The organism is Methylobacterium sp. E-065, from assembly GCF_022829605.1.
Taxonomy (GTDB): domain Bacteria; phylum Pseudomonadota; class Alphaproteobacteria; order Rhizobiales; family Beijerinckiaceae; genus Methylobacterium.
Genome location: NZ_JAKSYD010000281.1, coordinates 23,283 through 34,501 on the forward strand (window position 1 = coordinate 23,283; position 11,219 = coordinate 34,501).

At 65.2% G+C, this 11,219-nt stretch carries 10 protein-coding genes and 2 pseudogenes; 6 read left to right on the forward strand and 6 right to left on the reverse strand.

Annotated features, from left to right (window positions below; all coding sequences use genetic code 11):
• The 4 genes and pseudogenes from MKK84_RS31660 (at window position 1) to MKK84_RS31675 (ending at window position 5,050) form a co-directional block, all read left to right on the forward strand.
• Window positions 1–1,140, forward strand: a complete 1,140-nt coding sequence (locus MKK84_RS31660) for a peptidyl-alpha-hydroxyglycine alpha-amidating lyase family protein (protein WP_243926421.1) — start codon at window positions 1–3, stop codon at window positions 1,138–1,140.
• Between the two features lie 154 nt (window positions 1,141–1,294).
• Window positions 1,295–1,636: pseudogene (locus MKK84_RS31665) on the forward strand (DUF4113 domain-containing protein); the annotation flags it as partial.
• A gap of 228 nt (window positions 1,637–1,864) precedes the next feature.
• The gene (locus tag MKK84_RS31670) at window positions 1,865–3,691 is read left to right on the forward strand and encodes a cation:proton antiporter (RefSeq protein WP_243926424.1); all 1,827 of its coding nucleotides are present in this window, start codon (window positions 1,865–1,867) and stop codon (window positions 3,689–3,691) included.
• A gap of 93 nt (window positions 3,692–3,784) precedes the next feature.
• On the forward strand, window positions 3,785–5,050 hold the full coding sequence (locus tag MKK84_RS31675; RefSeq protein WP_243926426.1) for a flavin monoamine oxidase family protein: 1,266 nt from the start codon (window positions 3,785–3,787) through the stop codon (window positions 5,048–5,050).
• 209 nt (window positions 5,051–5,259) lie between these two features.
• Here the strand turns inward: MKK84_RS31675 and MKK84_RS31680 are convergent, their stop codons facing one another.
• A complete protein-coding gene (locus MKK84_RS31680; protein ID WP_243926427.1) occupies window positions 5,260–6,009 on the reverse strand; it encodes a glutaredoxin family protein in 750 nt (249 codons plus the stop codon).
• 133 nt (window positions 6,010–6,142) lie between these two features.
• Here MKK84_RS31680 and cueR point away from each other — a divergent pair, with 133 nt between their 5' ends.
• A complete protein-coding gene (cueR, locus tag MKK84_RS31685) occupies window positions 6,143–6,616 on the forward strand; it encodes a Cu(I)-responsive transcriptional regulator (RefSeq protein ID WP_243926429.1) in 474 nt (157 codons plus the stop codon).
• 40 nt (window positions 6,617–6,656) lie between these two features.
• On the opposite strand, the gene MKK84_RS31690 is transcribed toward cueR, so the two are convergent.
• Window positions 6,657–6,839, reverse strand: coding sequence for a hypothetical protein (locus MKK84_RS31690; RefSeq protein WP_243926431.1), 183 nt, complete (start codon window positions 6,837–6,839; stop codon window positions 6,657–6,659).
• Between the two features lie 245 nt (window positions 6,840–7,084).
• On the opposite strand from MKK84_RS31690, the gene MKK84_RS31700 reads away from it, so the two are divergent.
• Entirely contained in the window at window positions 7,085–7,405 is a 321-nt protein-coding gene (locus tag MKK84_RS31700) for a Rap1a/Tai family immunity protein (RefSeq protein WP_243926433.1), read from the forward strand.
• A gap of 298 nt (window positions 7,406–7,703) precedes the next feature.
• Here the strand turns inward: MKK84_RS31700 and MKK84_RS31705 are convergent, their stop codons facing one another.
• The 4 genes and pseudogenes from MKK84_RS31705 to MKK84_RS31720 form a co-directional block, all read right to left on the reverse strand.
• Window positions 7,704–8,834 (reverse strand): M20 family metallopeptidase, encoded by a 1,131-nt coding sequence (locus MKK84_RS31705; RefSeq protein ID WP_243926435.1) that lies wholly within the window; start codon window positions 8,832–8,834, stop codon window positions 7,704–7,706.
• 1,129 nt (window positions 8,835–9,963) lie between these two features.
• A complete protein-coding gene (locus MKK84_RS31710) occupies window positions 9,964–10,626 on the reverse strand; it encodes a GDYXXLXY domain-containing protein (protein ID WP_243926437.1) in 663 nt (220 codons plus the stop codon).
• Complete coding sequence (locus MKK84_RS31715) at window positions 10,623–10,976, reverse strand: hypothetical protein (protein WP_243926439.1); 354 nt, start codon at window positions 10,974–10,976, stop codon at window positions 10,623–10,625. Before MKK84_RS31715 ends, MKK84_RS31710 begins: the two co-directional genes overlap by 4 nt.
• A gap of 60 nt (window positions 10,977–11,036) precedes the next feature.
• Window positions 11,037–11,219: pseudogene (locus tag MKK84_RS31720) on the reverse strand (IS630 family transposase); the annotation flags it as partial.

Genomic DNA, 11,219 nt, shown 5'->3' on the forward strand with positions numbered 1-11,219 from the left:
ATGATCCGCTCGCTGTGCGTTGCTGTGGGTGTGCTCGCCCTGACGCTGCCCGCCGTACGCGCCGACGAGATCAAGCCGAGTGAAGCACCCGCTTCGTCAGTGGCGATATCCTCAGCACCCGCGACGCAGGTCCCCGAGATCGCGTTCGACTCAATCCCAGACTTCCTGAAGCTGCCGCCGGACATCCATTTCGGCGAGGTGGCGGGCATCGCGCTGAACTCGAAGGGGCACATCTTCATCCTGTCGCGCGGGGCGACACAGGGGCCGGCCTACGGCGCCGCTGCAGCCCAGCTCCTGGAGTTCAATCCGGACGGCACGTTCATCCGGGAGATCGGCCACGGCCTCTACGCTTGGTCCTACGCCCATGTCGTGCGCGTCGATCGGGAGGACAACATCTGGGTCATGGACAAGGGCTCGGACATGGTCGTGAAGTTCACCCCAGAGGGCCGCGTCGCCATGGTCTGGGGCCGGAAGACCGAGGCTGCCGACGATGCTGCGGAGCCTTGGAAGCACCCCATGCCGCCGCTGCCGCCTGTGCAGGGCCAGTTTCGGCAGGTCACTGATGTGGCCTGGGACAAGGCGGGCAACGCTTACATCAGCGACGGTTACATCAACTCGCGCATCGCCAAGATCGACAAGGACGGCAACTGGGTTGATTCGTACGGCAGCTACGGCACCGAGCCGGGGCAGTTTCGCACCCTGCATTCCATCGCCTCGGACGCGAATGACAACATCTACATCGCCGATCGTGGCAACGCCCGCATCCAGGTGATGGACACGGCAGGCCACATCCAGCGGATCATCAAAATCGACGTGCCGTTCGACTATGATAAGGCGCGCGCCATCATCCGCGGCAAACCGGCCAAGGACCGCTCCACGGTCGACTTGTTCACGCCGGGCGCACCCTGGGCACTGTGCATCACACCCGGACCGAAGCAGGTGCTCTACGTCGCCGACGCCTTCCCGGGCCGGATCTACAAGCTGTCGCTCGACGGCAAGGTGCTGGGTGTGCTCGGCGAGACGGGCAAGCAGCTCAAGCAGTTCGGCTGGATCCACGAGATCGCCTGCCCGTCCGAGCACGAGATCTACGTCGGCGAACTGCTGAACTGGCGCCCGCAGAAGCTGGTTCTACACCCCTAATCTGCGTGTTCGGACGCTCTATGGGCCCTGCCGCCGAAAAGCGGACCTTCGGCTTTGCGCCCATTCCAGCCATTTGGCTCGTCATTGGTCATCCCCAAAAGCGGACATGGCCGCAGACGCCAAGCTAGGCCGTAAGCATTTGCCCGGGATGGTTAAGGCAAGCAACGACACCCTGGTGATGGTAATGGCTGCCTTGCACGGCGTCCGAAAGACCTAGCGGAACGGCTTCCACTATTCGAAGGTCGGCGTGGTCACGACCAACCTCTTGCCGCTCCACGCCTCACAGCGGGCGATGCCCGGCTTCGGCCAGATCGATCGCGAACAGGGCGTCGCGCTGATGGCGGCGTTGGACGCCTGCACTAGGCGCTTCGGGCGTGGGGCGGTCGTCCCGGCCGCGGCGGGGTTCGCGCCGGCACGAAAATGGTCGACCAAGTTCGAGATGCGCTCGCCGCGCTACACGACCCGGCTGGAGGAGATCTTGGTGGTCGCGGCATGAGTGGTGTTCCTCTATGCTGCCGATGCAGTCACCTTCGATGCCCGTACCGGCGTGTGCGTCCACGAATGCACCATGTGGACGGGAACCGCGGCGGGGGCGCTCGATTGGACTTGTGCGCTCGGCAAGCTCCCCGCTCTTCGTAGGGAATGGTGCGGGCGTCCGACCCCACTTGAAATTCCGGTTCGGCTGCCAAGGGGGGTGTCCGGACGCCGGCCCGGAGCGTCCTTCATGGAACATGGTGTCGCGACGACGATCCTCTGCGTCGTCGCCGGCGGCATCGCCGCTCAGGTTCTAGCCGCCCGGCTGCGCATCCCGGCCATCGTCCTCTTGCTTGCGCTCGGGTTCCTAGTTGGACCCGTACTCGGCCTGCTGCATCCGACGCGGGATTTCGGCCCGAACCTCAGACCCCTCATCGGCCTGGCGGTCGCCATCGTGGTGTTCGAGGGCGGCCTCGCCCTGGACTTCCGCGAGTTGCGAGCATCGGGCGAGGGTGTGCTCCGGCTCACCGCCTTCGCGCTTCCCATCAATTTCGTGCTGGGCACGCTCGCCGCCCACCTGATCGGCGGGATGATGTGGGGACCGGCGTCCGTGTTCGGCGCCATCCTCGTCGTCACCGGGCCGACCGTGATCCTGCCGCTCCTGCGCCATGCCCGCCTAGAGCGGCGCTCGGCCGCCTTCCTGAGGTGGGAGGCCATCGTCAACGACCCCGTCGGCGCCATCCTCACCGCGGTCGTCATCGAGATCCTGGTCGGCGTGCCGCACGGGGCCGGTGAGGACCAGGCGACCGCTCTTATGCTTCACCTCGCCGAGGGGGTGGTGGTGGCTGGCGCCCTCGGCGTCGGTTCGGCCTTCCTGGTCGCATGGGCGTTCCGTCGCGACCTCGTTGCGGAGACGCTGAAGACGCCGGTGCTGCTCGCGCTCGCGCTCGTCGCCTACGTCATGCCGAATTTACTGATGAACGAGGCCGGGCTGATCGGCGCGACCGTGTTCGGCATCGCCCTCGCGAACCGGCACGTGCCGGGTCTGGCCGAACTCCGCCGCTTCAAGGAGGCGCTCGTCGTCCTGCTGGTGTCCTGCCTGTTCGTCGTCTTGACCGCCGACCTCGACCTGGCGCTGCTCGGCAAGCTGTCCGTACCCATCCTCGGGCTGACGGCCTCGATCCTGTTCATCGTCCGCCCGGCGGCGATCTGGTTGGCCACGATGCGTAGCGACCTATCCCGGCGCGAGCGCCTGTTCGTCGGGTGGATCGGCCCCCGAGGCATCGTCGCGGCCGCCGTCGCGGGCCTCGCCGGTCCCCGGCTTAGCGAGGCGGGGTATGCCGGCGGCGATCTCATCCAGCCCACCGTGTTCGCCGTCATCGTCGCGACCGTGCTCGCCCACGGCTTCTCCCTCGGACCGCTCGCCCGCCGGCTCGGCCTGTCGACCGCCGCCGACACCCAGCGCCTCGCCGTCGTCGGGGCATCACCATGGGCGAGCGATCTCGTCATCGCGCTGCATCGGGCCGGCGTGCCGGTCGTGATCATCGACATCTACCCCGGGGCCATGCTCGCCGCGCGAGAGGCGGGCGTGCCGACCCTTCAAGCTGAACTCCTGTCCCGTTCCGCCGAGGAGGGGATGGCCGACCATCCTCCGGACCATCTGCTCGCCGCGACCCGGGACGAGCTCTACAACGCCCTCGTATGTACGCGGCTGGCTCCGGAGATCGGTCGCGAGCGCGTCTATCAGCTCGCCCCGTCCGAAAACCACCTGCTGCACGAGGACACCGGCGTCAGCCGGGATGTCCGCGGAAAGGTGTTCGGTGATGCGGAAGCCAGCTTCGATGCGCTGGCCGGCCGGCACGAGGCCGGTTGGCGGTTCGTGGTGACCGGGCAGGATGCCGTCGAGCGGCCGAACGACGTTCACCTGATCGCTATCAAGGCCGACGGAAGCCTCACGTTCGTCTCGGTCGATCACGAGGCGAACGAGGTAGCCGAGGGCGACCGATCGCTGATCCTGCAGGCGCCCGACCTGGCGACGATCGACGCCGTTGAGCGACCGGGTCAGGTGCCTGCCTGAACGGCAGCGTGTGGCGCGATCGACCCTTCTCGACTACGGCGTCGCAGCCGCACGAACCTTGGAAGCCGTGTCGGACGTCCTCACCTTGGCGTCATGGACAGCGCATTCGACGTCATCATCGTAGGGGGAGGCGCCGCCGGTATCAGCGCCGCGCGCCGGCTCGCCGCCAACGGTTCATCGGCCCTGCTGCTGGAATCGTCGTCGCGTCTAGGCGGACGCGCTTACACGCAGGACCTCGGAGGCTACCCGCTCGACCTCGGCTGCGAGTGGCTCCACTCGGGCGACCGCAACGCATGGGTCGGCATCGCCGAGGCATCGGGCTTCCCGGTCGATCGGGGCGACCCGCCATGGGCCAAGGCGCATCCGTCCCTGGCCGAGGACGAGGACGATCGGGAGGCGGCGTGGAAGGCCTATGGCGACTGGGAGGAACGTCTCCGCACCGTGGCCTCGGGCAGCGACCGGGCGAGCGATGCGCTCGAACCCGGCGGCCCCTGGAACGCCTACGTCCGGGCCATCGCCGGCTTCATGAGCGGCATGGCCCCCGAAGAGATCTCCGCCTGCGACTACCTGGCCTACGATGACGCCTCGACCGGCCAGAACTGGCATCTGCCGCTCGGGTACGGCACGCTGGTCGCCGCCAGCTTGCCTTCCTCGACGTCGCTGCGCCTGGCCACGCCCGTGCAGGCGATCGACCTGACGGCGGACGGCGTCGCCGTGACCACCCGCGCAGGCACCGTCCGCGCCGGGGCCGCCATCCTCACGGTCTCGACCGCGGTCCTGGCGAGTGATGCGATCCGCCTTCCCGCCGGGACCGAACCCTGGCGCGAGGCGGCCGCCGCCCTGCCGCTCGGCCGCAACGAGAAGGTCTTCCTGGAGATCGGGCGCAATTCCGCGTTTGGGCCGGACACGCACGCCTACGGCAACCTGCGCGACCCGAGGTCCGCCTCCTACTCGATCCGGCCCAACGGCTGGCCGATCATCGAGGCGTTCCTCGGAGGCGACGGCGCCCGCATCCTGGAGGAGGAGGGCCCGGCCGCCGGCTTCGCGTACGTGTCCGCCCAGCTGGTCGCGCTGTTCGGGGCCGACGTGGCCTCGGCCATCCATCCGCTCGCGGCGACGTCGTGGAGCCGGATGGCGTCCATCGGCGGTGCGTATAGCTGCGCCCTGCCGGAGCAGTCGCAGGCACGGGTCCAGCTGGCCCGGCCCTTCGAGGACCGGCTGTTCTTCGCCGGCGAGGCGACACACCCCTTCGATTTCACGACCGCCCACGGGGCCCACGACAGCGGGCTGAGGGCCGCGGACGAGGCCCTGTCGTCTCTTTCGCAGAGGCAGTTCCGGCCGGTGCACGCGTTCCGATGACCAGCCGGCTCGTGGTCTCAGGGTGACTGCTGAAGCAGGTTGCCCGAGGCTGCTTCCGACCTAACCCAGCCGCCCAGACCGCTGTTGGTGCTCCCCGAAAACAGCCATTCATCGGCTGGCCGGCAACTTCGGCTTGGGGTGGAGCGCCATTATCGGCTCTCTCGCTCGGAGGCTGAAACTTCCCTCACCAAATGTTGCCCTTCATCCGCTCAGTGATGCGCCACCAACATCCAGACGGCCATGGCGACCATCATCAGGTTCTCGGTGAGCGAGACGAAGCCGAGCGGCACCTTGCTTGACCCGCCGACGCAGGCGCACTTGATCTCGCGCTTGTCGACGTAGACCGCCTTGAACACCGAGACGGCACCGATCCCGCCGATGAACAAGGCCACCGGAATGGACAGCCAGTTCATGGCTCCCGCCACCATCAGGACGCCGGCCCCGGCCTCAAGGTAGGGATAGGCGTAGCTGTAGCGCACCCAGCGCTTGCCCAGCAGGTCGTAGCCCAGGAACATCGACGAGAAGGTCTCGACGTCCTGAAGCTTCAGGAGCGCCAACACGCACATGCTGAAGGCGATGAACCACTCGGCGGCACGCATCGTCAACGGCGTGCCGTAGACGGCTTGGCTCGCCGCCAGGGCCATCAGCGCCGTCATCGAGAACACCGCGACTACGGGCCTGTAGGTCATCGCGTTCGGATCGTTGGCGGCCTTGCCGAAGTGGCGCTGCAGGTCGTCGAAGCCGCCGACACGCTCGCCGTTGATGAAGGTCTGGGGCGTGCTGTTGACCCCGTGCTCCGACTTGAAGGCGTCCGTCTGCTCGCGGGTCGTGAGCCAATGGTCCTCGACCGAGAACCCCTGCCGCTCCAGGAGGTCCTTGGCCTTGATGCCGTAGGGGCAGGTGTGGGCCGGCATCACCATACGGTAGAGTGTGGCCTTGCTGGTGGCTGTGGCTGGCATCTGAAACTCCGTTTCGAGGCTGGGCCGGGCCGCCCTGCGCACCTTCGGGTCGAAGCGGCGGACAGGCCCCGTCCATGGGGTTGAACAGCCTTCTGCACCTTCCCATGATAGTAAGGTCAACAGGGCGGATGGGATGAACATCGGACAGGCGAGCCGGGCCACCGGGGTCTCGGCCAAGATGATCCGCTACTACGAGAGCATCGGCCTCGTGCCGCCGGCCGACCGGCAGGACAGCGGCTATCGCGACTACGGCGCCGCCGATCTGCATCGGCTGGGCTTCATTCGGCACGCCCGCGACCTCGGGTTCTCGCTGGAGCGCATCAAGGTGCTGCTCGGGCTTTGGAGCGACCCGGATCGGAGCAACGCCGACGTGAAGGCCATCGCCCGGGCGCACGTCCGGGAACTGGAGGACCGCGCGCGCCAGCTCAACGAGATGGCCGACGCGTTGCGCATCCTGGCCGATGCCTGCGACGGGGACGGACGACCGGACTGCCCGATCATCGCCAGCCTGGAGACCGGTGCGAACGTCCCGGCCTGCCACCCGAGCGCAGCCTCGACGGCGCCGGAACCCCTGACGCCGCGCAGGAAGGGCCGCACTAGGCGTTGAGGATAGAGCGGACCCCGTCCTCGACGCCCGGTCGACCGCCTCACATCCTCATCGACTTGTTCATGCCCTCGCAGCAGCAACCCTTCTTGCCGCTCTTCATCGACATCGAGGCGGCCGGCTTGGCGCACATCCCCTTGCCGGACTTGCCGCAGCAGCCGGCCGCCATGGCCGGGGTGAGCGAGAGGGCGAGGAGGGCTGCGGTGGTGATCACGATGCGCTTCATGTTCGTTCTCCTGGGTGGTTCGGTCTCGGTCTAACGCTCGGAAGGGTGGGCTCGGCCTACTTGGCGTTCTTCCTGAGCCACGCCTCCATCTCGGAGATCTCCTTCTCCTGGTCGTCGACGATCCTCTGGGCCATCGCCTTCGTGGCCGGGTCGCGGCGGCGGTAGCCTTCGCCGGCCCCGTTTCGGCGGTGTCGTCCGATGGGGGAGCTGGCTCCGCTGCGGGCACCGCGCCGACCGGGGAACTGATGCAAAGGCAAGGTGCGGTCGACGTGACGCGGCGGCGGGCCCAGGATCTTTACCGGGCCTGCCTGGCGGAGCAGGGGGCGGCTTCCGGCTGGTGCGGCGCCTACCTGATGGGCGTCGCCGACACCCTGACCGCGTTCGGAAATGGCGGGAGCGCGAGCGGAATTTGCAGCCCGGACTACACCATCGAGGACCTGGTGGAGACGTTCCTCACCTGGGCGCGTGCGAACGCTCCACTCCACGACGTCGACATGCTTGCCGGCGCGAGCCTCGCCTTCCGGCGGCGTTGGCCCTGTGTTCGGTCCGAAGCCCCGGCCCGCTGAGGGTGTGATTGCGGCCGCCAGGCCGAACGGCCATCCGCCCACTAGGCCTACCGGATGCATCCGACCGGAATGCTTCGCTAAGCCAGCCGAGGTGCCCCCGCGTGCCCCCAGGTGGTCCCGATCGACTTCTTTTTATGTGTCACAACACCAGCATGTTGTGGCCCATTAAATCCGCGTCCGACGTAGGTCGGGACCCGCTGTTTCGCTCTACGACCGACATGGGTGAATTTCTGCCGGTCCGCTTTCGGGGCCCGGAGCCACAATACCGGACGGCGGAAGCGGCTTCGATCGCTACGCCTCATCCCGCACGGTCGCAGCACATGCGGAGCATCAAGTCCCTGTAAATGGCCTGCGCTTCCTCGATCCGTTCGACGAGGCAGTACTCGTCCGTCTTATGGCACTGCGCCGCCTCGCCCGGTCCGACGATCACCGTGGCGACGCCGTCGAAGGCCGGCACCAGCGCTGACGCATCTGTGAAGTATGGTGCCCCGGCTGGTTTCGCCGGTGCCCCAGTCCGCTCTTGCAGCAGCGATAGAAGCCGGGCGGCGGCTGGATCGGCCGGCTCGGTAGCGAACCCTGGGAAGCTTGTGACGACCCGGATCTCAGCTTCTGGTCCGAACAAGGGGCCAAGTTCGGCGATTAGCGCCTCGTGCTTCTGATCCGGCAGCGTCCGGAAATCGACTGTGAATTCGGCGAAGTCCGGGACCGAGTTAATATTCTCTCCACCGCGGATGGTGGTGACGCAGGCCGTCATGCTCCCGAGCAACGGATGACGAGCGCCGAAGTCGTGGCCTTCAAGCCTCCGGATCCACTCAGCCGCCTTGCTGATGGCGTTCTCGCCCTCGTGCGGCATTGAGGAATGCGCCGTCTTTCCGCGCGCTGTTACAACGACGCGGAGAGAGCCCTTGTGGGCGAAGATGGGGGCATTGGACGTCGGCTCGGCCACGATCAGGAGTTCGGCAGGTCCGAGGGCTTTCTCTCGGCCGACGTGGAATGCGCCTTCACATCCTGTCTCTTCTCCGGCGGTGATCACGAGCGTGACACCGCGGTGGAAGCTGAGCCCGTCCTCGATCAGGTTGCACGCAGCCGCGATGAACGCGGCTACGCCGGCTTTCATATCGCTGGCGCCGCGACCGTACAGCCGGCCATCCTGTACGACCCCTTCAAAGGGGGGAAATCGCCAGGCGTTCGACCCGAGTGGCACGACGTCGATGTGCCCCGTGAAGCAGAGTGGCTTGCCACCAGCCGTCCCAGGTATGCGCGCGACCAGTGTCGGTCGATCCTTGGCAAATTCGTAGCTCGCGACGTCGAACCCGTGCTCGGTCAGCAGGCGAGCGATGAACTCCGAACATTCCTTCTCCTCACCCGGGGGATTGATCGATCGGAATCGGATGAGCTGCTTCGAAAGTTCGAGACCGTTCAGAGGCATTGGTACTCCCACGTGAAGTGTCGCATCGTTGCCGACGGCGGGCTGCAGGGCACCTATGTTAGACGAGACGGATCCTGTGTCCGCAGGAAAGATGGCTGCTGTCGGGAAAGGCTTAAGGCTGTTCTGACGACCGGCATGGGTCGCAAGCCGAATGGCGGCTAAGGGTGGATTTCGGAATGGCAGCAAACGGGAATAAATCTAGAATAACTGCCTGAGAGATCGCTATTTGAGCACTTCAAGTAGTTCCGTTAGCCCTAGTTCTGTCAGGCGATAGCGCGCTAATCTCCGTGGTAGCATCAGCGGAATAGTTCCGTCCGTCAACCATCCCACTTTCGTCAACTCGCCCCAAAGACGATCATTTGCAGAGCCCCGGCTAGTTATCATGTTTGCGTCGGCAGTACGACATCCATGGTACAGCACAGACAGGTCACCAGCGGTTAATCCATATCGCGATTGACCTCCAGGCTTCGTTCGCTCTTGAATTTGATAGCACGCCACTGACCATGCAGCTTGCATGAATGCACTTGCCAAGTCGGCCGCACTTTCGAGCTCAGCTTTGATGTAGTCAGTCCGATCGATCGGAAGAATTCGTGGCGGGCTAAAAAATTGTTGCGAATACGATCTCGCGCAATCGGGTTATTTGCAGGGCCGCAATGAAGAATTGCGACACATTGATTACTGGCTAGAATAATCGAAGATTTAGAACTATATCCGTCAATCGAGAGCCGCACCTCACGCATGCCTTCTGCGATCCTGACGTGGATCGTTCTGCCAGCGCGGATATACGCTACTGTTAACCCATCAACCTCGACAGCGTACCGTCGAAGAAGGTCGCGCCGACCTACCGCTCGTTTCACAATCAGGTCTGCCATTGAGCGTTTGTAGCCAAGCAGATGCTGATGTATCCTTAGCGTAGGCAACAAAAGGTCTCAGCCGATTTCCCACGCGCCCGCTTTCGGGTTCTGTGTAAACTAACTGCTATGGCAAGGTTGGGTCGATTGCGGATTGACCGCTTGGGGTAGATTGCCCCCGGTTCGCTGTCGGCGGGCAAGAGCGTTTTAGCGGATATCACCAAAACCCAATCGCTCACGATCCCGACGATCCATGCTTACACACTTGAAGACGATCCTCACCACAGGCGAGCAGTTTTGGCAAAGGATTTGCCCGCCACGGTGATCCCGTCGATCACCGCTGTCCCGTCTGACGCGACGCGCACCTCGACAAGGATGTCCTTGCGTGCCGTCCGATCGAGTTTCCCTGGGACTCCTTGCGCCCCGTACCACCGCTCAATGCCATAGTTCACGCTACCCGTCAGACAGATCGAATGCTGGCAGGTGGCGACCTCCGACGGCTGACCGCCCGCCCTGGCCCGAATGCTGAGAGGAGCTCCCTGGCGCACGAGCGCAGCGGATCCCAGGCTGCCCTTGATAAACAGTTCGATTCCTCTCGGAGCATCAAAGAACACCCCATCCGCCCTGTGCACGCCATCTGCATCGGCGGAGAGCCGGACGTAGACATCGCGTCCACTCTCAAGCCTGCAGTTGTCGCGAACATCGAAAACACAGCCCGTCGGCGTCGTACCCGCGCTGATCCCCTGAAGGCGCCCAATCTCATAGGTGAGCACGCTGTACTCGCCGCGCAGCAGGTCCCGTGGGTCTCGGGTCTCGACTGCCAAGCGAACCGAGCGTCCTTCGTTCAGCCGTTGCGTCTGCTGCCACGCCAGGATCGCCGAAGGTGAGATCTGGATTGCCAGCAAAACGGCAAAGCCGAGGCCGAGCATAAGGCGTTTCATGCCACCCTTCCGGCAATGCGGCGAGCAGCCCAACGGCAGGCCACTAACGCGAGCGTCAAGAGAATCGCGCAGAGCAGTAGGTTGCCCGAGAAGGCGATGAGACTGCTTGAGGCGGCGAGCATTCCAATCGTGAGGCCAGCGGTCAGCGCTATGCCCCAACCGTACAGTTCTCGTCTGTCTTCGAGGTCACCTGCTACCACGAGCATCAGCGCCGGCACGATGCCGCCCCACACGGTCCAGAACGTCGCGAGTTCCCGGCCTGACCCGGTGATCAGCCACACCAGAAGCGCCAAGGCGGCCGCGGCGAGAACGAGGAGATCGCTCGTGAGGGCTGCCGCCTGTGTGGGCAATCGGAAGCGCACTATCACTGCGGCTGCGAGCGCGATCGCGGCAAACGCTAGTGCACTGACTCAGACGGATGGTTCAGGGGATCGGCTGACGGCGGCTAGGATGTCGGTGGCGGGTTTGGTCCAGACGAAAGGTCTGGCGCGCCGGTTGTGCTCGGCGATGTAGCGTTTGATCGCCGCCTGAAGGTCGACGACGCCGGTGAAGGAGCCTCGCCGCAGCCGACGACGGGTCAGCGCTGAGAAGAA

Bases quoted from the DNA above. Each gene is read 5' to 3' on its own strand.
- MKK84_RS31680 (WP_243926427.1), bottom strand. From the start codon at position 6,009: ATGCCAGCCACAGCCACCAGCAAGGCCACACTCTACCGTATGGTGATG.
- MKK84_RS31700 (WP_243926433.1), top strand. From the start codon at position 7,085: ATGCAAAGGCAAGGTGCGGTCGACGTGACGCGGCGGCGGGCCCAGGAT.
- MKK84_RS31705 (WP_243926435.1), bottom strand. From the start codon at position 8,834: ATGCCTCTGAACGGTCTCGAACTTTCGAAGCAGCTCATCCGATTCCGA.
- MKK84_RS31675 (WP_243926426.1), top strand. From the start codon at position 3,785: ATGGACAGCGCATTCGACGTCATCATCGTAGGGGGAGGCGCCGCCGGT.
- cueR (WP_243926429.1), top strand. From the start codon at position 6,143: ATGAACATCGGACAGGCGAGCCGGGCCACCGGGGTCTCGGCCAAGATG.
- MKK84_RS31710 (WP_243926437.1), bottom strand. From the start codon at position 10,626: ATGAAACGCCTTATGCTCGGCCTCGGCTTTGCCGTTTTGCTGGCAATC.
- MKK84_RS31690 (WP_243926431.1), bottom strand. From the start codon at position 6,839: ATGAAGCGCATCGTGATCACCACCGCAGCCCTCCTCGCCCTCTCGCTC.
- MKK84_RS31670 (WP_243926424.1), top strand. From the start codon at position 1,865: ATGGAACATGGTGTCGCGACGACGATCCTCTGCGTCGTCGCCGGCGGC.
- MKK84_RS31660 (WP_243926421.1), top strand. From the start codon at position 1: ATGATCCGCTCGCTGTGCGTTGCTGTGGGTGTGCTCGCCCTGACGCTG.